Origin of the sequence: Actinocrinis sp. (assembly GCF_035605935.1) — a bacterium.
In the GTDB taxonomy this organism is placed as follows: Bacteria; Actinomycetota; Actinomycetes; order Streptomycetales; family Catenulisporaceae; genus Actinocrinis.
In genome coordinates this window covers 17,100-38,488 of the sequence record NZ_DATNGK010000196.1, presented here as the reverse complement: position 1 = coordinate 38,488, position 21,389 = coordinate 17,100, and the positions used below count along the sequence as shown (strand labels likewise).

Annotated in this window: 11 protein-coding genes; 10 read left to right on the top strand and 1 reads right to left on the bottom strand. The window is 69.1% G+C overall.

From position 1 onward, the window contains the following. A partial coding sequence (locus VN779_RS15880) for an RNA polymerase subunit sigma-70 (RefSeq protein WP_325723980.1) occupies positions 1–775 on the bottom strand: 775 nt, incomplete at its 3' end. 176 nt (positions 776–951) lie between these two features. Here VN779_RS15880 and VN779_RS15875 point away from each other — a divergent pair. The 10 genes from VN779_RS15875 (at position 952) to VN779_RS15830 (ending at position 21,329) form a co-directional block, all read left to right on the top strand. After that, a complete protein-coding gene (locus tag VN779_RS15875; RefSeq protein ID WP_325723978.1) occupies positions 952–1,251 on the top strand; it encodes a hypothetical protein in 300 nt (99 codons plus the stop codon). Positions 1,252–1,867: 616 nt separating this feature from the next. Next, the gene (locus VN779_RS15870; RefSeq protein ID WP_325723976.1) at positions 1,868–2,125 is read left to right on the top strand and encodes a hypothetical protein; all 258 of its coding nucleotides are present in this window, start codon (positions 1,868–1,870) and stop codon (positions 2,123–2,125) included. Then, positions 2,122–4,149, top strand: coding sequence for an aminotransferase class I/II-fold pyridoxal phosphate-dependent enzyme (locus VN779_RS15865; RefSeq protein WP_325723974.1), 2,028 nt, complete (start codon positions 2,122–2,124; stop codon positions 4,147–4,149). Before VN779_RS15870 ends, VN779_RS15865 begins: the two co-directional genes overlap by 4 nt. Next, on the top strand, positions 4,146–5,759 hold the full coding sequence (locus VN779_RS15860) for a D-alanine--poly(phosphoribitol) ligase (protein ID WP_325723972.1): 1,614 nt from the start codon (positions 4,146–4,148) through the stop codon (positions 5,757–5,759). The genes VN779_RS15865 and VN779_RS15860 overlap by 4 nt, the downstream gene beginning before the upstream one ends. Beyond that, the gene (locus tag VN779_RS15855; RefSeq protein ID WP_325723970.1) at positions 5,756–13,729 is read left to right on the top strand and encodes an aminotransferase class I/II-fold pyridoxal phosphate-dependent enzyme; all 7,974 of its coding nucleotides are present in this window, start codon (positions 5,756–5,758) and stop codon (positions 13,727–13,729) included. The genes VN779_RS15860 and VN779_RS15855 overlap by 4 nt, the downstream gene beginning before the upstream one ends. Before the next feature lie 27 nt (positions 13,730–13,756). Next, positions 13,757–14,647 (top strand): thioesterase II family protein, encoded by an 891-nt coding sequence (locus VN779_RS15850; RefSeq protein ID WP_325723968.1) that lies wholly within the window; start codon positions 13,757–13,759, stop codon positions 14,645–14,647. Next, positions 14,644–15,735, top strand: a complete 1,092-nt coding sequence (locus VN779_RS15845) for a class I SAM-dependent methyltransferase (RefSeq protein ID WP_325723967.1) — start codon at positions 14,644–14,646, stop codon at positions 15,733–15,735. The genes VN779_RS15850 and VN779_RS15845 overlap by 4 nt, the downstream gene beginning before the upstream one ends. 17 nt (positions 15,736–15,752) lie before the next feature. Further along, positions 15,753–18,482 carry a PEP/pyruvate-binding domain-containing protein gene (locus VN779_RS15840; RefSeq protein WP_325723965.1) on the top strand — a complete coding sequence of 910 codons (2,730 nt, stop codon included), beginning with the start codon at positions 15,753–15,755 and terminating at the stop codon, positions 18,480–18,482. A gap of 67 nt (positions 18,483–18,549) precedes the next feature. Continuing rightward, complete coding sequence (locus VN779_RS15835) at positions 18,550–19,830, top strand: aromatic ring-hydroxylating dioxygenase subunit alpha (RefSeq protein WP_325723963.1); 1,281 nt, start codon at positions 18,550–18,552, stop codon at positions 19,828–19,830. 230 nt (positions 19,831–20,060) lie between these two features. Continuing rightward, on the top strand, positions 20,061–21,329 hold the full coding sequence (locus tag VN779_RS15830) for a tryptophan 7-halogenase (protein WP_325723961.1): 1,269 nt from the start codon (positions 20,061–20,063) through the stop codon (positions 21,327–21,329). The last annotated feature ends 60 nt before the right edge of the window (positions 21,330–21,389 follow it).

Genomic DNA, 21,389 nt, shown 5'->3' with positions numbered 1-21,389 from the left:
TGGAGAGTTTCACGTCGGTGGCGAGTAGTGCTATCAGGGCGGGCAGGTCGGCGCGTTGCAGGGCGTCGGTGAAGCGGGCGACGAGCCGGTGTTCGGCGGCGGTGTCGGGGTGGCGGGCGATCCTGCCGGTGCCGGTGTGGGCACCGGTGCTGCGGGCCTCGGTGAGGTGATTGTCGACCGTGGCGCGGGCGCGTTTGAGGGCGCTGTGCACAGATTCCTGAGTGGTCTCGAGGATCTGGGCGGTTTCCGCGGCGCGGTAGCCCAGCACGTCGCGCAGTACGAGGACGGCGCGTTGGCGTGGGGGCAGCAGTTGCAGGGCGGTGATGAAGGCCAGGGAGATGGCCTCGGTGCTCTCGTAGCGGGCTTCGGGTCCGGGATGCTGGTCGGCGAGGTGCTCGAGCAGCAGGTCGGGGTAGGGCTCCAGCCAGGGTGGGGCGTCGTCGGTGCTCGTGGGTTCGGGCAGGGCGACGTCGGGTAGCAGGGCGGCGACGCGAGGGCGTCGGCTGTCGGCGCGCAGCATGCTCAGGCACCGGTTGGTGGCGATCTGGTAGAGCCAGGTGCGTAGCGAGGAGCGCTGGGCGAACGCGCCGAGGCTACGCCACGCGGACACGAGGGTCTCCTGCACGGCGTCCTCGGCGTCCTGCAGGGATCCCAGGATGCGGTAGCAGTGCACCTGTAGTTCGTGGGTGTGGGGCTGGACCAGATCGCGGAACGCGTCGTGGTCGCCCGCCCGCGCCCGCGTGATCAAATCTGTGGCGTCCCTCTGTATCGGCATGCATCCTCGCCTTTTTCTCTCCGCAGGCAGCGTTCGGCCCGCCTACCGGTACCGACGCCGCGGGGTCCGCGAATTGGGCGGCTTCTGAGCGCCCAATTTCCGCACTCACCGGAGTCCACCCGATTAGAGGCCGTCCCAGTCCGGGGCGCGCCGAATACAGAACAGGACCACAGATCATGGCCAAGTACGTTTTCTCCTTCCGTGTGCCGTCCGACTACGCGCCCCACGCCGGGACGGTGGCCGAGTGGCAGGCCTGGTTCGGCGGGCTGGGCTCGGCGTTGGTGGACATCGGCAACGCGGTGACCGAGTACGCCTCGCTCGGTGAGGTCGGCGGCAGCGACTCGCGGATGATCGCCTACTCAGTGGTGTCCGCCGAGGACATGGACCGCGCGCTGGCGCTGGCCAAGGACTGCCCGGTGCTGCGGGTCGGCGGCGGCGTCGAGGTCGGCCCCGTGATGGAAGTCGCCGGGTCGTGAGCGACGCCATGCCCCCCTCGACGGCGCGACCGGGCGGGTGACGAAATCCCGGGATGGCGTTCAAAGCCATCCCGGGATTCTGGTACGAGCGGGGTCCTCGGCGGCGCGTTCTACTGCGGCGGCGCGTACGGGCAGGGCTTGTTCGCGATCACCTTTCCCAATGGGGTGCAGCAGGTGTTCGTCATCGGTACCGACAACGCCGTGTGGAACCGGTGGACCAACGCGAGCAGGGACTAGGTCGGCTAGACCTCGATGTACGGGTCCTGCTGAGGCTGGGGCGGCGTCATCGCCGAGCGCGGTGACCCGCCGTCCGCGCTGAGAAGCCCGCCGCGCCCCTCAAGCCGGTCAGCAACAGGTCAGCGATTGGTCAGGCGTCTCGACGACGCTAGCTGTCTGGAGATCGAGAACAACGGCGCACACAGGAGTCTGCGATTGACAGTGCGGCGACGCTCGTGAATCGCCGGACGTGACGCAGTCGCTGAACGCAGCGACCTCACTGACATCACCGCGTTCGCCGTCGTCCTCGATCCAGCTCACGCAGTGCCGCAGCACCGGCTGCTCAGCGTTGCCCCCCGCCTGACCGCAGCGCACTGAGGAACACCGGATCGAGGAGCCCATGACGATCGCACAGTCACTGCTCACGTACATCGCGGACACCTGGATGAAAGGCGACGCCGACGGCCTCGACGAGAACGTGCCCCTGCTTGAGCTGAACATCATCGACTCGTCGGAGATCTTCGACCTCGTACACCACGTGCAGACCGAATACCGGGTCACCGTGCCGCTGCGCGAGGTCGCCCCGGACAACTTCCGCACCGTCGGCGCGATCGCCGCACTCGTCGAGCGGCTGCGGGAAAGCGAGGGCGCGCGATGACCAGCACCACGAGCTTGGAAGCCGCACCTTCCTCGGTCCACGGCCGCGTGATCGACATCATCGCGATGCACACCCTTTACGACACCGCCTACTTGCAGCCCGACAGCCATCTCGAGGGAGAACTCGGGATCGACTCCGTCGTCCTGGAATCGATCCTCGCGCAGGTGCGAGAGCAGTTCGGGATCCGGACCGGCCTGGCTGGTGGGCACACGACGATCCGCGAACTGGTGAACGCGGTCGAGCAGGCGCTCGACCTTGGCGCACTCGACGGAACCGGCGGACGGGGCGCGATAGTCGGCGATGTGGCCGCGTCGCCGGCTCAGGAATACGCGGACGTGCTCGAAGCCGTACTCAGCGCTGCCGTCGCGCACACCCACTACCCGCGCCACCGTCTCGACCCCGACGCCGACTTGGAGGGTGACCTCGGCATTGACTCCGTGGTGCTCGCGGCGATCGCCGCGGACGCGGCGCGCGCGCTCAACGTGCCGAAGGACACCCCGACGCCGCTCGCGGCATACACCTTGCGGGATCTCGCAACGCAGCTAGGGGAGGTATCGCCGGACGGCGCCGGCTTGCCGACAGGGGAGGGTCTCCTGACGCGCCGCGTCGAAGCCGAGCCCGAAACAGCGCGCGCAGTTGATGCGGATCGACCCCGGCCTGACGTCGGCGCGGACGACCGCGTGCGGCGGGCGGGGACGGCCGCCACGGCGGGGGAGTGGGATCAGCGTTCGATGAAGGACTTCGTCGAGCAGCGCGACCCGGATCTGTTCGCCAAGGCCCGCAGCTTCGCCGCCTACCGCCGCCGGCGCGAACAGGACCAGCTGTACTGGTACGGCATGCCGCTGCAGTCGCGCTGCCAGAACCGCGCGGTCATCCGCGACGAGCAGACCGGCCGCACTCGCGAGTACCTGATGTTCGCGTCCAACAATTACCTCGGACTCGCCAACCACCCGAAGGTCATCGACGCGATCTGCGACGCTACCCGCGTCTACGGTGCGACGAACACCGGCTGCCGGCTGATCGGCGGCACCAACGTGCTGCACAAGGAGCTCGAACAGCGGCTCGCCGCGTTCAAGCAGCGGCCCGCGTGCATCGTCTTCCCCGGCGGCTACTCGGCGAACCTGGGCACCATCGCCGCGCTGGTCAAGAGCTACGACACCGTCGCGGTCGACAAGCTCAACCACATGAGCATCGTCGACGGCGGCAAGCTGTCCGGCGGCGCGCGCAAGATCTATCAGCACAATGACATGGCCGACCTTGAACGCATCCTCGAACGCGGTCAGCAGCAGGGCGCGGGCACGCTGATCGTCACCGACGGGGTGTTCAGCATGCACGGCGACATCTGCGAGCTGCCAGAGATCGTCCGGCTCGCCAAGCACTACGGCGCCCGCGTCCTGGTCGACGACGCCCACGCCACCGGTGTGCTGGGCGCCCGCGGCACCGGCACCGCGGAGCACTTCCAGCTCAAGGGCGAAGTGGACCTGGAACTTGGCACCATGAGCAAGACCCTGGCCGGCATGGGAGGGTTCGTCGTCGGCGACGAGGACGTCATCGAGTACTTGCGTTACTACGCCGACTCCTATGTTTTCGCCGCGACCATTCCCGCGGGAGTCGCGGCCGGACTGATCGCGGCCATCGACGTCATGGAGTCCGAGCCCGAGCGCATCAGCACCTTGTGGTCGAATATCAGGCTGCTGCGCGGCCGGCTGCGTGAAGCAGGGCTCGACCTGGAGAACAGCGACAGTGCGATCCTGCCGATCGTCATCGGCGACGAGCGGGCCACGATGGAGATGGGCCGCGCGGTGCGTGTACGCGGCCTGTTCTGCCAGACCGTCGTCTTTCCCGGAGTGCCCCTCGGGCAGGGGCGCCTGCGGGTCAGCGTGACCAGCGAGCACACGGTGCAGGACCTGAATCAGGCTGCGGAGATCTTCATCGACGCGGCGCACGAGACCGGCGTCCTGCCGTCAACGCAAAGCAGACCTTATGCGCGCCCTGCCGATGTTCTGAAGGGGTCCGGCGCATGACCGACCCGGCTTTGCTGCGCCTGCCCGACGAACTAACACCCGAGCAAGCCGCGCGTCCAGCCCTGATAGGGGCACACACCATCACCTATGGCGCGCTCGTCGCGCAGGTAGACGAGATGTGCGGCAAGCTGCAGAGCCTAGGCGCTGTGCGTGGCGATCGCGTAGCGATCTGGATGAGTAAGGGCACGCATTACGCGGCTTCGATCCTCAGCGCCTTGCACGCCGGATGCGCGTACGTCCCGCTCGACGCCAAGCAACCGGCGGCCCGCGTACACACGATCCTCGCCGACGCGGAACCGGTCGCCGTGTTCACCGATCGCGCTCGACTTGCCGACCTGACCGACCGGCCGCTACCCGACTCGGTGCGCACGGTCATCGTCGCCGGTCCGGAGGACGAGAGCGCAGACGCGCATCCGCGCGCACATGGCAGGGCGCTCATTCAATCGTGGACGGCATCGGCGAGCGCGGCAACGCCCGCCCCGGGCGTCGCCGCTGATCCTGACGATCTGGCCGCGATCCTCTACACGTCCGGATCGACCGGCACGCCCAAGGGCGTGAAGATCTCCTACCGCAACCTCGCGAACTTCATTGGCTGGGCACGCACCGAACTCGATGTCGGACCCGGCGACGTGTTCGCCAACCACGCTTCGTTCAACTTCGACCTGAGCACCTTCGACCTGTTCACCGCGTTGTCGGCGGGCGCCGCGGTGTGGATCGTGCCAGACGCCGCGGCCAGGGATGTGAACGCGCTCGTCGCCGGGTTGCGCGAGCACGCGGTCACGGTCTGGTACTCCGTTCCCTCGATCCTGCACTTACTCACCGCCTCCGGCGCCTTGACCCGCGACTGCGCCAAGTCGCTGCGCTACGTGCTGTTCGCGGGCGAGGTTTTCCCCATCGCTCAGCTGCGCGCACTGGCCGCGGTACTGCCGGAATCCTGCGCCCTCTACAACCTCTACGGCCCTACCGAAACCAATGTGTGCACGTACTACCGCGTCGGCGCACCCGACCTCGACCGAACCGAGCCCGTGCCGATCGGCACGCCGATCAACGGCGCCAGCGTCGCAGTGCTCGACGAAGATGACCGGCCGGTGGCTGAGCCTGGCGCGGTTGGCGAGCTCGTCGTCTCAGGCGATTGCGTCACGCCGGGTTACTGGCGGCGCGAATCCGAGCCGGCCGCGCTCGATCACCGGCAAGGCCGCCACCGCACCGGGGACCTGGTCAACGCCGAGGATGGGCAACTGGTCTACCGCGGACGCAAGGACCGCATGGTCAAGCTCTCCGGATACCGCGTCGAGCTTGGCGAAATCGAGGCGGCCGCGTTGCGCCATCGGGACATCGCCGCCGCGGCGGCGATCACCGTGGGGGAGGGGGCCGCGACCCGCCTGGCGCTCTACTACACGCTGCGGCCCGGAGCCCCGGCACCGAGCCTGCTGGCGATCAAGCGGCACTGCGCCCTGCATCTGCCCCCGTACATGGTCCCGCACCTCGCCACCCGCCTCGACGACCTGCCGCGCAACGCCAACGGCAAAACCGACTACCGCCGCCTGGGCCGCGAAGACGGCGCCGGCGCCGAGCCGGAACCGATACCCACGTCACGGAGCCGATCATGAGGCCAGATCCCATCGAAGAGCACTGGCGGGGACCGCAGCCGGACACGGTCGCCGGACTGCTGCGCCACCACCTGCGCCACCAGCCCGATGCGATCGCCTACCGATTCCTTTCCAGCCCGGCGCAGAGCACTTCGTACACCTACCGGCAGCTTGACTTGCGCGCTCGCACCGTAGCTGTCCATCTCGCGGCCGAAGGGCTGCGCGGCCGGCCGGTCCTGCTGCTGCACCCTCCAGGGCTGGAGTACGTCGCCAATTTCCTCGGCTGCCTCTACGCCGGAGCGATCGCGGTGCCTGCCTATCCGCCGGATACCGCGCGGTTCGGCCAAAGCATGCCGCGCCTGGCCGCTATCGCCCGCGATGCCCGCGCCACCCACGCGCTGACCACCGGCGAACTGGCACGTTTCGCCGCGACCAAGCGGGACCAGATCGAGGCGCTCGGGTTGGGCGCGCTGCGCTGGGTCGCGACCGATCTGCTGGACGAGGGCGCGGCCGATCGCTGGCAGGAGCCTGAGACGGCCGGCGGCTCCTTGGCCTTCTTGCAGTACACCTCCGGATCCACCGCGGATCCCAAGGGTGTGATGGTCAGCAACGCCAATCTCGTGAGCAACCTGCGTTCGATCCATCTGCGCCTGCGCCACGACCGCTACAGCGCGATGGTCTCCTGGCTGCCGCCCTACCATGACATGGGCCTGATCGGCGGCATCCTCTCTCCGCTCTACGGCGGCTTCCCCGCGCACCTGATGGCGCCGATCACCTTCGTCACCCGCCCGCTGCTGTGGCTGCAGACCCTTTCCGAGACCGGCGCGTCGACCAGCGTCGCGCCGAATTTCGGCTTCGAACACTGCCTGCGCCGCGTCACTCCCGCGCAGCGCGACTCGCTCGATCTGAGCGCCTGGCGGCTGGCCCTCAACGGCGCCGAACCCGTGCGCGCCGACACCCTTGAACGCTTCGCCGACTACTTCGGACCCTGCGGCTTCCAGCGCAGTGCACTGATGCCCTGCTACGGCCTGGCCGAGGCGACGCTCATGGCCACCGGTGTCGAAGCCTACGAGCCGCCCGCGATCACTGCCGTCCTTTCCGGCGCGCTGAGCGTCGGCAAGGTCGAGCCGGCGCCGTCGACCAGTTCGTCCGCCACGAGCCTCGTCGGCTGCGGCGCTCCTGTCGACGACGTTGAGATCGCGATCGTCGATGTGGACACCAGCTGCCGCACCGAGAGCGACCGCATCGGCGAGATCTGGATCAGCGGACCCAATGTCGCACGCGGCTACTGGCGACGGCCGGACGCAACCAGCGACACGTTCCGCGCGCGCATCGCGGGCGAACCGGACACCGAGTATCTGCGTACCGGAGACCTGGGCTTCGTGCGCGACGGCGAGCTTTACGTCGTCGGCCGGACCAAGGACGTCGTCATCCTGCAAGGCCGCAACCACTACCCGCAGGACATCGAGCTGACGGTGGAGCAGACGAGTTCGGCGATCCGGCCCGGTTCCGGAGCGGTCTTCGCGATCGAACTCGAGGACGCCGAGCAGATGGTGCTCGCCTTCGAGGTCGAGTCCCGGCCCGATGACCCGGCCGCCCTCCTGGCCTCCCTGCGCGCAGCTGTGCTCGAACAGCACGAGGTGACGCCGCACGCCGTGCTCCTGCTCAAGCGGGCGACCATTCCCAAGACCACGAGCGGCAAGATCCAGCGCCAGGCGTGCCGGCGGGAGTTCCTGGACCTCGGCCTGACGATCTTGGCCGCCAGCGTGGCCCGGGATGGTGCGTCAGTGACGGCCGCGCGTGCATCCGCCGCGCCGGCCTCCGGCGCCGTGGCGTCCTACCCTGCGTCCGCATCCGAACGCCGAGAGCGAGTCACCGCGACCATCGCCGAGGTACTCGACGAGGTGCTTGACCGGCGGATCACCAGCAAGGACGTCACCGGGCGCCGCCTCGCCGACCTCGGCCTCGACTATCCGCGACTGGTGCGCGCGATCACCACACTCGAACAGCGCCTCGGCGCGCGGATAGACCTCGGGGCGTTGCTCGCGGATTCGCGTGTTGACACGCTCGCCGCCCAACTGCTCGGCGACATCCTCACCCGCGAGCTGCAATCCGGATCCGAGTCAGTACCCGAACCCGAGTCAGTACCCGAGCCCGGGGCCGAAAACGGGCGCGGCACGGCCGAGATCGAGGCCTGGCTGATCGGCCGAGCCGCTGATCGGCTCGGCCTGCCCGCCGCCACCCTCGATCCGACGCGGCCGCTGTCCGCGCTGGGCATCGACTCGCGCACCGCGGTGGCGATCCTCGACGAACTCGGCCAGTGGCTCGGCCGGCCGATCGCGCCGACCGCCGCGTTCAACCACCCGACGCCCCGAGACCTGGCCACCGCGCTGAGCCGGGCGCGCGAAACCCGAGCGCGCGAGGATCGAGTACCCAATCGGCGGCCGCGCGACAGTCGCCCACGCAACCTCCGCGCCGACTCTCGTACGGCCGCGGCGCCGGCCAAGCTGGTCAGCCACGCTCCCGAACCGCGAACCGCCGAACCGATCGCGATCGTCGGCATCGGCTGCCGGCTGCCCGGCGCGCCGGATCCCCAGGCCTTCTGGCAGTTGCTGCTCGACGGCCGCGACGCGATCACCGAGGTGCCGCCGGAACGCTGGTCCAGCCACGCGAATCCCGGCGACCTGCCCCGGCACGGCGGGTTCCTCGACGGCATCGACCAGTTCGACGCCCGATTCTTCGGCATCTCCGCCCGCGAGGCCGAGCGGATGGACCCGCAGCAGCGGCTGCTGCTGGAAACCGCCTGGCACACCCTCGACGACGCCGCGATCGCGCCGACCACCCTGACCGGCAGCGACACCGGAGTGTTCATCGGCATCAGTAGCCACGACTACTCCGAGCTGCAGATGCCGCACCTCGACGCGGTCGACATCCATAGCGCCACGGGCAACGCCCACTCGATCGCCGCCAACCGGCTGTCCTATCTGCTCGACCTGCATGGGCCGAGCATCGCGATCGACTCCGCCTGCTCCTCGTCCCTGGCCGCGGTGCACCTGGCCTGCCAGAGCCTGCGCGCGGGCGAGTGCTCCGTCGCGCTGGCCGGGGGAGTCAACCTGCTGATTACGCCGGGCCTGTCCGCGGCCTTCGCGCGCGGCCGGATGCTCGCCGCTGACGGGCGCTGCCGCACCTTCGACGACGACGCCAGCGGCTACGTGCGCGGCGAGGGCGCGGCCCTGGTCTGCCTCAAACCGTTGTCCAAGGCGCTTGCCGACGGTGACCGGATCTACGCGACCGTCAACGGCTCGCATCAGAGCCACGGCGGCCGCGCCAACGGACTGACCGCTCCGAAGAGCACCGCGCAACGAGCCGTGATCGAGCATGCGCTCAGCCAGGCCGGGTTGCGTGCCGAGCGGGTCGCCTACGCGGAGGCGCACGGAACCGGTACGCCGCTGGGCGACCCGATCGAGTGGGAAGCGCTCGCCCAGGTCTATGGCCGCGATGGCGCCACGTGCCTGGTCGGCTCGGCGAAGGCGAACATCGGACACCTGGAGGCCGCGGCCGGCATCGCCGGCCTGATCAAGAGCGCGCTCGTCCTGCACCACGGTGAGGTGCCGCCGCAGGTGCATTTCCATAAGCCCAACCGGCACCTTGCCAGCGGTGACAGTACCTTGACAGTCCCGCTTCGGCGCCAGCCGCTACCGCGCCCGTCGGGCGGCCCCGCGTGCGCCGCGGTCAGCTCCTTCGGCTTCGGCGGTTCGAACGTCCACGTGGTCCTATCGGCCGCGCCGCCGCCTGCGGTCATGTATGCGCAACCGGCAAAGCGTGGCGTACACGCCCTTTGTCTTTCGGCGCACACCCCGAGCGCGCTCGCGACCCTCGCCCACCACTATCGCACTCACCTGGCCGCCAACCCGCAGCTGCGCCTGGATGAGCTGTGCTACACGGCGAACACCGGCCGTGCCGCACTCAGCCACCGCGCGGTACTGCTGGCCGATTCCCTCGAAGCACTCGACGACAAACTCGACGCGCTCTCTCACCACGAGGAACGCACGGACCTGCTACGCGGAGAGGTCACCTCGCACGGCAATCCGGCGGTGGGCTTCTTATTCAGCGGGCAGGGGAGTCAATACGCGCAGATGGGCCAGGCGCTGTACCGAGTACACACTGGCTTCGCCGACACGCTTGAGCGCGCGGAGCAGATCCTGCGCCCGCACCTCGGCGGCTCGCTACTCGACCTGCTCTTCGATGCGAGCGGCGCCGAACAGTTGCGCCGCACCCGGTACTGCCAGCCCGCTTTGGTCGCCTTCGAGATCGCGATGGCCGAGCTGTGGATCTCACTCGGCGTGCGCCCGATCGCAGTACTCGGACACAGTATCGGCGCGCTGTCCGCCGCTTGCGTCGCCGGAGCGATGTCGTTCGAGGACGCCCTGGTGCTGGCGGCCGAGCGCGGCCGGCACATGGACGCGCAACCCGGAGACGGCGCGATGATCGCCTGCGCGGGCGACGCTGGGACCATCCAATCCGCCGCCGCCGACTTCGCCTCCGTCTCCATCGCCGCGATCAACACCGACGACCAGATCGTGCTATCCGGCCTGGAGAGCGAGATCAACGCGGTGCGCGAGGTGCTGGAGAGCCGCTCCGTGAGCGTGCGGCCGCTCGTGGTTTCGCACGCCTTCCATTCGAAGGCGATGGCCGGAGCGGCGGCTCCGCTGCGCTCAGCCGCCCGCCGCATCCGATTCACTCAGCCCCGGATCACCTGGATCTCGGACGCGACCGGACAAGCCGCGGGCGTCGTCGATGCGGATTACTGGGTCGAACACATGCTGGGCACCGTGCGCTTCGCCGACGGGTTCAGGGCACTGATGCGGCACGGCTGCACCACGTTCGTCGAGGTCGGCCCGCATCCCACGCTGCTGAGCCTCGGCCGGGTGATCGCCCGCCGCGACGGAGCCGCGACTGAGGCTTCGCACTGGCTGCCCTCGCTGCGCCGGGGATCCGCGGACGCCGAGGTACTGCTGCGTTCCGTCGGTCAGCTCTTCTGCGCCGGTGGCGCCGTCGATTGGGCGGCGCTCGACCCCGGGACACACCCGCGCCGAGTGCCGGTGCCCCGGACCGTGCTGGAGCCGCAGAGCTACTGGTTCACCGCAGCTACCCAGGCCACCACTGCGGCTGCGGGCGCGGCGATCCCGGGGCATGCCAACGGCGAGGCGCCGATATCAGCTCACTACACCGACCACGACAGCCGCACCAGGAATACGGGTACTGCGACGAGCTTGCACACTGTCGCGCCGGCCACCGCTTCCGGCCGCACTGCCGCGCGGCCTGCCGATGCGCTGCGCCGGCAGGTGATCACCCACATTTCGCAGGTATGCGGCTTCCCGCCGGGCCAGATCCCGCCGCACGCCCGGCTGGGCATGGACCTCGGCTTCGACTCGCTGATGAAGACCGACCTGCAGCGGCGCATCACCGATGGACAACCCGAATTGCTTGACCGTATCCGCGAGGCGCTGCCCGACGACCCGACCGTCGAGCAACTCATAACACTGCTATCCGATGGTCACGACGGGTCGCTGCGCGGCGGGGCTGCCGCCGCGAGCCAGGTCCCCGTTCAGCGCTCGATGCCAGAGCCCGAGCCGAAAGACACGCCCGCGCTGACCGCGCCGATCTCCCGCGAGCGGCGCTTCGAGGACTGGGCCGAATACGCCGAGCTGCGTGGCCGGCTGCGCCAAGCCGAATCCAGCGGCGCCAATCCCTATGGGCGTATCCACGACGGCTACAACGGCGCCATCGCCACCGTCGAGAGCCGCCGGATGATCAACTTCTCGGCGTTCAACTACCTCGGGCTCTCCCACCATCCCCGGCTGCGCAAGGCCGCGCGCGACGCGATCGAGCGCTACGGCACCTCCTGCTCCGCGACGCCGCTGCTGTGCGGCGAAACCCCGCTGCACCACGAACTCGACCGGGAGATCGCCGCTTTCCTCGGCACCGACGCGGCGATCGTGTTCGCCGGAGGACACGCCACCAACGTGGCTACGGTCGGCCACCTTTTCGGGCCGCAGGACGTGATCCTGCACGACGCCTGGATTCACGACAGCTCCGTGCGCGGCAGCATCCTGTCCGGCGCCCGGCGCCGCCCGTTCCCGCACAACGACTGGCAGGCGCTCGACCGCATGCTCACCGCCCTGCGCGACCAGCACCGGCGCGCCGTCGTGCTGATCGAAGGGGCCTACAGCCAGGACGGCGACCTGCCCGACCTGCCGCGGTTCGTCGAGGTCAAGCAGCGTCACGACGCCATGCTGATGATCGACGAAGCGCACTCCATCGGCGTGCTGGGCCGCACCGGGCGCGGCATCGGAGAACACTTCGGCGTGCCGCGCGATCAAGTCGACCTGTGGATGGGAACGCTGAGCAAGGCGCTAGGCAGCCTCGGCGGATATATCGCAGCACGCGAACAGATCATCCAGTACCTGAAGTTCACCACCCCGCTCTACATCTTCAGCACCGGCATCTCCCCGGCCAACGCCGCGGCCGCGCTCGAGGCCCTGCGCGTCATCCAGGACGAGCCGCACCGCGTCGCCAACGTCCAGCGCCTCGCCGAGCACTTCCGCACCGCCGCCCGCCGCCGTGGCATGGACATCGGCGTCTCCCGCGCGTCCGCCGTCGTCCCGATCATCCTCGGCGACTGGGAGCGCACCATGGCGATCTCCAACACCCTGCACACGGCCGGCGTGAACGTGATGCCGATCGGCTACCCCGCCGTCGACCGCGACAAGTGCCGGCTGCGCTTCTTCATCAACACCGACCACACCGAAACAGACCTCGATCACGCCCTCGATCTTCTGGGACAAGCCATGGACGAGCACTCCACGAACGCGCAGCCGCCGCAGCCGACCGCGCCGCGCCCCGAATCGAACGGCAGCCTCGCGGCATCGACCGCCCCCGCGGTGGCCCCGAGCGCGGCGCTCGATTCGGGCGGCCCGCGGCCTGCGGAGGTGCTTGTCGCCGGCGCCAGCGGATTCATCGGCGGACATCTCGTGCGGCACCTCACCGACCGCGGATACCGGGTGCGCGCGCTGGTCCGCCGCCGCAGCGATCACAGCGCGTTGTCCGGCCTGCCGATCGAACTGGCCGTCGGCAGCCTGGACGACCCCGAGAGCCTGCGCCGGGCCACCGAGGGCGTGCGCTATGTCTACAACTGCACCGGCAAGTCCGCCGACTGGGGTCCGTGGGAGGAATTCCGCTCGGTGAACGTCGACGGCTGCGTGAATCTGGTCAACGCCGCCGCGCACGCCGGAACCGTCGAGCGATTCCTGCACCTGAGCACCACGGACGTTTACGGCTATCCGGTCGTCCCCTGCGACGAGAGCACCGAGCCGCGCGACATCGGCCTGCCCTACAACCGCAGCAAGGTCATGGGCGAGCGAGCCGTGCGCGACGCGGCCGCGCGCGCAGGCGTGCCGCTGACCATCGTGCGCCCGGTGTCGGTCTACGGACCGCGCAGCAAAGACTTCGTCATCGAAATCGCCAACCTGCTGCTCAAGAAGCAGATGGTCTACATCAGCAGTGGCCGGATCCCGGCCGGGCTGCTCTACGTCGGCAACGCCGCCGACGCGATGATCGCGGCCTGCACGAGCCCTGACACCGTCGGTCGCGCGTACAACCTGCGCGACCCCGATCTGACCACCTGGCGTGAGTACATCGAGGCGCTGGCCCAGGGCATCGGCGCGAAGGCGCCCTCGATGAACCTGCCCGGTCCACTCGCCACCGGCGTGGCCACGGTGTCCGAGAAGATCTACGGCGCGTTGCGGATCAGTGCCCGTCCTGTTCTCACCCGGCATGCCGTGCGGCTGCTGGATCGCGACCAGTCCTACCCGATCGACCGGGCCCGCGAGGACTTCGGCTTCAAGAGCGAGATCAGCTTCGAGGAGGGCATGCGCCTGACCCTCGACTGGCTCGACTCCGCCGAGGGACGCCTGCACGTGGCCCGCTAGCCGCCGGAGACGGACGGGATCGCACCGATGCTGCTTACTGAACGACTCGCCGCCCCTGCGCCGCCGGCCATCAACGGGATGCCGACGCCGGACCGCGTCGTCGAGGCCTGGTTCCCCGACATCGACAACAAAGCCGCCACCGGGGCGGCCTCGCCCACGCAGCCCGCGCCGCTGCCGATGATCTGCGTCCCCTATGCGGGCGGCACACCGTCGATCTTCCGCGGGTGGGCCGCGGAGCTCGGCACGGTCGCCGAGGTCATCCCGGTACTGCTGCCCGGCCGCGGATTGCGGGGCCGAGAGCAGCCGTACACGACCATGCAGCCGCTCGTTGAGGACCTCGTCACCGCGCTCATCGGACACGGACTCGACCAGGAGTATGTGCTCTTCGGGCACAGCATGGGCGCCCTGGTCGCGTACGAGGTCGCCTGCGAGTTGCGCCGGCGCGGCTATCCGGAACCGGCGCACCTGTTCGTCTCCGGCAGTAAGGCCCCGCACCTCTACGGCGATCGGGCCGATCATCTGCTCGCTGACGCGCAGCTGTGCCAGCTCGTGCGGGATCTGGGCGGCCTCGGTCCCGACGAGCAGACCGGCGAGGCATATCTCCAACGGCGCCTGCCGGTGCTGCGCGCGGACCTGACCGTCTGCGAGCGATACCGGTGGAGCCCACGCCCCCCGCTGCGCTGTGCGATGACGGCCATATCCGGCATCGGCGACCCGATCGCGACAGCCGCGCAGGTCGAGGCCTGGCGCGAGCACACCACCGGGTCGCTGCTGCGCCGCCACGTACCCGGTGGCCACTTCTACCTCCTCGGCCCCTCCCGCTCGCTGCTGCTGACCGAACTCCATCGCGAGCTGGACGCGCTCGCCTGCGCGCGGGCCGGCGCATTCGCCGAACTCTCCGGAAGGAACCGCTCATGACGATGCTCCACGTGGCCGGAACGACGCGCACCCGCACGCCGCGGCCCGTCGCGCAGGCCGCCACCCTCGGCAAGGTGATGGCCACCCCGCAGGTCCCGCTGCTACTCGTGCTCTCCAAGCGCTTTGTCACCCCGCTCTACCGCGCCACCTTCCTCGCCTCGGCCGCGAGCTACGGCGTGCTGCGCTGGATGAACGTGCGGCCCTGCGACCTGGAGACGCTGGCGCTCAAGCTCGGCGTGCAGGGCAAGGAGGACAAGCGGCGGCTGCGCGCCTGGCTCGAGATCGGTGTGCGGCTCGGCGAGTTCGACAAGCACGAGGGCTGCTACCGGCTCAAGAGCCGCAGCGCCAAGCTGCTGGCCCGGATGAAGCACGACGCGCTGGCCGCGGCGCTCGAAGAGATCATGCACACCCACGTGCCCGTGCTGCTCAACGGCCCGAAGATGCTGCGCACCGGCGAGCGTTTCTCGATGGCCGACCAGGACGGAAGCGTCATCGCGCGCTCCACCCGAGTCGTGGAACCCCTCGTCGAAGCAGCCATCGATCGCACCCTCGAACGCGAATACCCGGTGCGGCTGCTGGAGATCGGCTGCGGCAGCGGCGTCTACGTGCGCTACGCCGCCAGCGTGAACCCGCGGCTGACCGCCCTGGCCATCGACCTTCAGGACGAGGTCGCCCGGCAGGCCGCGAAGAACATCGCCGAGTGGGGCCTGACCGACCGCGTCGAGGTACGCGCCGGCGACCTGCGCACGCTCGACCTGGAACCGCAGTTCGACCTGGTCACCATGCACAACAACATCTACTACTTCGCGCCCGACGAGCGCGTGGCGATCCTCGAGCGGGCCCGCCGCCTGCTCGCCCCGGGCGGCAAGCTGCTGCTGACCACCTCCTGCAAGGGCGGGCACATCGGGCTCGACATGCTCAACCTCTGGTTCGAATACGCCGACTTCGGCGGCCCGCTGCCGGCCGAGAGCGACCTGGTCGACCAGATGACCGAGGCCGGATTCCTAGACGCCCACGCGCAGCGCATCGTGCCCGGCGAACAGTTCCGCGCCTTCGTCGGCACCAACCCCCACGCCCCGCTGTCCTAGCCGGCAGGAGAGCCACCATGCCTTCACGCACCAGCGTCAGCGCTGCGCCAGCCGCCACCCGAACCGCGCGCAGTGCTCGAAACCCCCGCCTCATCGTCACGATCGCTGACGCGTCCGAACCGGGCACTGCACCCAAATCGAGCACAGCCTTGCTCGGCGGTAAGGCAGCGCGCCTGGCTGAGATGACCGCAGCCGGCCTGCCCGTGCCACCCGGCTTCTGTATCACCACCGAGCTGTTCGACCAATACCTCGCCGACTCCGGCCTCGCCGGAAAGATCCAGGCGATGGACCCGAGCGAGGCCCGCGACGCGGTCATGTGCACCGACCTCCCGCAAGCCCTCGCGGACGCGATCACCACTGCCTATCGCGAGCTTGGCAGCCCACGAGTGGCTGTGCGCTCCTCCGCGCGAAAAGAGGACTCCGCGACGCACTCCTTCGCGGGCCAGCACGACACAGTCCTCGATGTAGCCGGCGACCAAGCGCTGCTCGACGCGGTCAAAACCTGCTGGGCCTCGCTCTGGTCGCCGCGCGCGGCCGCGTACCGGCTCGCCGATCGGGGCGCGGCGGGCTCGATTGCCGTGCTGGTCCAGCAGATGGTGCCGGCGGAAGTCAGCGGAGTACTGTTCACCGCCGACCCGGTCAGCCCACAGCCACACCGGATGATCGTCGAAGCCTGCCATGGCCTCGGGGAGGGGCTGGTATCCGGCCGGGTCTCCAGCGACTTCTTCGCCCTCGACGACCGCAGCATGGAGCCGATCGAGGAACGCATCCGCTACAAGGTCACCAAATGCGCGCCGATCGAACCCGGCCGCATCGGCATGACCAAAGTCGAGGGCGCCGCCCGCAGCGCCCCCTGCCTTACTCGCGCGCAGCTGCGCGACCTGTGCTCGCTTGCCGTCCGGGTGCGCTCGCACTACGGCAGCGAACAAGACATCGAATGGGCGCTGCACGACGAAAAGCTCTACCTGCTGCAAGCCAGGCCGATCACCACCCGGCCGGTCGCGGCCGTCTCCCGCAGCCCGTTCCTGACCCGCCAGCCCGACGCCATCCAGCGCGGGACGCTGTGGTCCCGCATGGACATCGGCGAGATCTTCGTCGGCCAGATGACCCCGCTCGGCGTCAGCTTCGCCCGCTACCACCAGAAGTACGTGCACGGACACTGCGCGGCCGCGGTCGGCGTGCGCGACACCGGCGACTACGTCGGGTACATGGGCTACCTCAACGGCCACGTGTACCTCAACGTCTCGTACACCTCGTATCTGCTCGGCCAATGCCTGCCCACTCGCGACCAGCGGCACTTCACCGCGCGCTTTGTGAGCGAAGAGGTCGATCTCAGCCGCTACCGCAACCCGTACGGCACCTTCCCCGGCGGCATGGAGGACCTGAAGTCCACCACCCATTGGATCAAGTACACCGCGACCGAACTGGTGCGGATGAAGCAGCGCTGCAAGCAACTGGTGGCCTCGCGGCTGTTCGAGTTCGACCGCGCGCGGGGCATCGATCTATCCCGGTTCACGCGCCGCGAACTGCACGCCGAACTCGAGCGCTACCTTGAGCACTACCACGACATGCATGTCGGCTACATGCCGTACTACATCAACGCATTCGGCGCGTACGGTCTGATGACCGAGCTGTGCGCGAAGTGGCTCGGCAGCGCCGGCGAGAACCTGCAGAACCGGATCAAGACCGACATGTCCAACCTGCGCACCGTCGCCTCGGCGCGCGAGATCTGGTCGGTGGCGCAGGCCGCGAGGCAACGCCCCGGCGTCATGAAGATCATCCGGGAGAGCCCGCTCGAGCACATCGAGGCGGCCCTGCGCGACGACCGGGACGGCGCCGTGTTCTGGGACCGGCACATGGAGCCGTTCCTGCGCGCCAACGGCACCCGAAGCCAGCAGGAGATGGAGCTGACCCATCCGCGCTGGATCGACGATCCCTCCTACCTCTTCCAGATGATCCGCCGGTATGCCGAGGACGGCCTGTCCATCGACGACATCCTCAAGCGCAACCGGGCGGACGGCGAAGAGGACGCCACCGCTGTGCTGCGCACGCTGCCAAGAGCCAAGCGGGCCACCCTGGAAAAGATCATCGCGCTCTACGCCAACTGCAGCGAGCTGCGCGAAACCGCGCGCATGTCGATGGTCACCTCACTCTGGCTGATCCGAAACGTCATCTACGAGGTCGCCCGGCGGCTGATCGACGAGGGCGTGCTCTACAACGCCGACGAGGTCGCCTTCCTCGAGTTCGACGACATCCGCGGCTTTCTGGCCGGCGGCGCCCCGGCGCGCGAGGTCTTCGACCGCGCCACGCTCGACGAGACCCGGCGCATGTACGAGCACTACAAGCGGCAGCCCGAACCGCCCTTGTCGTTCATCGGCGAGTACGACCCGGCCGAGCAGGCCCGGCCGGCCGCCGACGGCCCGCAACTGATCGGGCTCGGCGCCAGCCCCGGCCGGGTGACCGGCCGCGCCCGCATCATCGAGGACCTGGTCTGGCAGGCCGACGAGTTCCAGCCCGGCGAGATCCTGGTCACCCGGTACACCGACGCGTCGTGGACCCCGCTGTTCGCCATCGCCGGCGCCGTGGTCACCGACATCGGCTCGATGCTCTCGCACAGCTCGATCGTCTCGCGCGAGTTCAACGTGCCCTCCGTGGTCAACACGAAGAACGCCACCCAGCGCATCAACACCGGCGACACCATCACCGTCGACGGCGACAGCGGCCTGGTCGAAATCATCGAAGCCTGATCCTGCAGGCGCACCGCGCATTGACACGCCCCGCTCCGCGCGGGCGGGGCGGGATGGAGAGAGACCCATGATTCCCAACCAGTGGTATCCGATCCTGCTGCCCGAGGACGTGACCAACGACAAGCCGACCGGCGTACGCAGGATGGGCCAGAACCTGGTGGTGTGGCGCGACATCGACGGCAACCTGGTCTGTCAGGACGCCCGCTGCCCGCACAAAGGCGCGAACCTCGGCGACGGGAGGTTGAAGGGCAACTCGGTGGAGTGCCGCTACCACGGCTTCCGTTACGGACCGGACGGAAACTGCGTCGCCATCCCCGCCCTCGGCTCCGACGCGCGCATACCCGCCACGCTCTCGATCCAGCGCTACCCGGTCCGTGAGGTCAATGGGCTGATCTGGTTGTGGTGGGGCGACGAGCGCCCGGAGCACGAGCTGCCGGACGTGCAGATCCCGAGCGAGGTGGCTGACAACCCGAGGCTGCACGCGACGATGCACTGGACCCGCCCGGTGCACTACACCCGCTACATCGAAAGCGTCCTCGAGTTCTACCACGTGACCTACGTGCACCGGGACCACTGGTTCAACTACGTCGACTACCTCTTCCTCTACGGCACGCTGCGCAAGTTCGGCCTCGACGGCCGCGAGCGCTACTTGGCCGCCACGAAGGTCGAGAACAGCCATCTGGAGGTGGACGGGCAGACTCTGCGCTACTCGTTCGACCACGTGGAGGAGGAGGACCCGACCAACACCAACCACTACGACGTCACCTTCACCTTCCCCTCGATGTCGCACATCGTCAGCAAGCAGTTCGAGGTGACCGCGTGGTTCGCCCCGATCGACGACGAGCACACCGAGATCTTCCTGCGCTGGTACGAGTTCCCCCGTCTCAAGGGGGTGCTGCGCAACGACCGGCTGCGCCGCCTGGTGCCGCGCCTCTCGCTGTACATGGAGAAGTGGGTGCAGGACCCGCAGGACGTGCGCGTGCTGCTCGGCCAGGAGCCGAAGGTCAGCGAGCGGGGCGTCAGCAAGTTCATTCCCGTGGACGAGCTGAACGCCAAGTACGTCTCGATGCGCACCAAGCTGCTGCAAGAGGCCGCGGCGGCCGGATCGGCGGGCACCCGGTCCAGCGCCGCGGGTAACAGGGCGCTGAATCGCGGCGAGACAAGCCCGAGCGGCTCCAGCGGTGACGGTTCCACGAACGGCGCAGCTGCGAAGAACGGCGCGGCGCGCAAGAACGGCGCGGTGAACGGCGCCAGCCCGGCCAAGGCGAAGGCCGCGAACGGATCCAACGGCGCCGCTGGCGTCACGCACGACTCCGAGCAGCCCGCGGCTGCGGCCTCCGCGCACTAAGGCGAAACCACGCCAACCGCCGCCGCCGCACAAACCCCGTCGGCGGGTGTGGAACCTCCCCGCTCGCACCCGCCGACGGACCTTCGCGCCCGGTCGGCCGCGTCAATCAGCGGTCAGCAATCGGTCAGCAGGTCGCACGAGACTGATTCAGCCCCAGGAACCGCGCAAGCGACTCCCGCCACCGCGCCCCCGCCAGATCCGCAAACCTCCCGACACCCCAGGAGATCGTCATGGCAAACGACTACGACGTCATCGTGATCGGCGGTGGCCCGGCCGGCTCGGCCGCGGCCGGACTGCTCGCCAAGGCCGGGCGCAGCGTCCTGGTCCTGGAAAAAGAGAAGTTCCCGCGCTACCACGTCGGCGAGTCGCTGGTCCCCGGCGCCATCCCGGTGCTGGAGGAACTCGGCGTGCGCGACATCCTCGAAGCCGGCTACCTGCGCAAGTACGGCACGACGCTGCGCTGGGGCGCGGAGCGCGACCTGTGGACCATCCGCTTCGCCGAGGTCGGGCCGATCGAGTTCGCCTATGAGGTCAAGCGCGCCGAGTTCGATACGGTGCTGCTGACCAGAGCTCGCGAGCTGGGCGCCACGGTCATTGAGGAGGCGACCGTCACCGAGCCGTTGTTCGACGGCGAACGGTGCACCGGCGTGCGCTACCGATTGGGCCGGCAGGGCAGCCCGGCCGAGGCGCACGCCCGCTACGTGATCGACGCCTCGGGTCAGTCGAAGCTGCTCGCGCACCGGGAGAACCTGATCGACTGGCACGAGGACCTGCGCAACATCGCGGTGTGGAGCTACTTCCAGGGCGGCGAGCAGTTCCCCGGCACCGACCGTGGCAACATCCTGACCGAGTACCACGGCAACGGCTGGGTGTGGGTGATCCCGTTCTCCGACGGCACCCGCAGTGTCGGCTTCGTCGGTCCCAACGACCTGTTCGTCCAGTCCGGCCTGACCCCTGAGCAGTACTTCGCCAGCCATTTCGAGGCGACCAGCGAGGCCAAGCGGCTGCTGGCGGGCGCCACCAGAATCGCCGACTTCCGGGTGACGAAAGACTGGTCGTACACCGCCACCCGCTTCTGCGGCCCCGGATACGTCATGATCGGCGACGCCGCCGCCTTCGTCGACCCGCTGTTCTCCACCGGAGTGATGCTCGCGCTCAAGAGCGCTTCCGTCGCGGCGGCCACGGTCGGCGCCATTCTCGACAACCCCGAGCGCGAAGCGGACTACCAGAAGGGCTTCGAGCACAGCTACCGCGACTTCTTCGACACCGTCGTCTCCTTCGTGCGCTACTTCTACGACGCGCGCCGCCAGCGCGTCGCGTATTGGTCGCGCGCCCAGGAATTGATCGACCCGGTGCGGGAGCTGGAGCAGCGGGCCGACTTCATCCGCCTGGTCTCCGGGCTCGCCGGCGGCCTCGAGGTGATGCAGACGCCTGACTCGGTCAGGGAGGCCGCGGACCTGGCCGCGGCCGCATCCGAGCCGGCGCCCGAGCCCGCGTAGGCCGCGCCGACCGGCGAAACCCGCGCCGCGCTGTGGCGGCAAGCAGGTCGCCACAGGCCG

Bases quoted from the DNA above. Each gene is read 5' to 3' on its own strand.
- VN779_RS15875 (WP_325723978.1), top strand. From the start codon at position 952: ATGGCCAAGTACGTTTTCTCCTTCCGTGTGCCGTCCGACTACGCGCCC.
- VN779_RS15870 (WP_325723976.1), top strand. From the start codon at position 1,868: ATGACGATCGCACAGTCACTGCTCACGTACATCGCGGACACCTGGATG.
- VN779_RS15865 (WP_325723974.1), top strand. From the start codon at position 2,122: ATGACCAGCACCACGAGCTTGGAAGCCGCACCTTCCTCGGTCCACGGC.
- VN779_RS15860 (WP_325723972.1), top strand. From the start codon at position 4,146: ATGACCGACCCGGCTTTGCTGCGCCTGCCCGACGAACTAACACCCGAG.
- VN779_RS15855 (WP_325723970.1), top strand. From the start codon at position 5,756: ATGAGGCCAGATCCCATCGAAGAGCACTGGCGGGGACCGCAGCCGGAC.
- VN779_RS15850 (WP_325723968.1), top strand. From the start codon at position 13,757: ATGCTGCTTACTGAACGACTCGCCGCCCCTGCGCCGCCGGCCATCAAC.
- VN779_RS15845 (WP_325723967.1), top strand. From the start codon at position 14,644: ATGACGATGCTCCACGTGGCCGGAACGACGCGCACCCGCACGCCGCGG.
- VN779_RS15840 (WP_325723965.1), top strand. From the start codon at position 15,753: ATGCCTTCACGCACCAGCGTCAGCGCTGCGCCAGCCGCCACCCGAACC.
- VN779_RS15835 (WP_325723963.1), top strand. From the start codon at position 18,550: ATGATTCCCAACCAGTGGTATCCGATCCTGCTGCCCGAGGACGTGACC.
- VN779_RS15830 (WP_325723961.1), top strand. From the start codon at position 20,061: ATGGCAAACGACTACGACGTCATCGTGATCGGCGGTGGCCCGGCCGGC.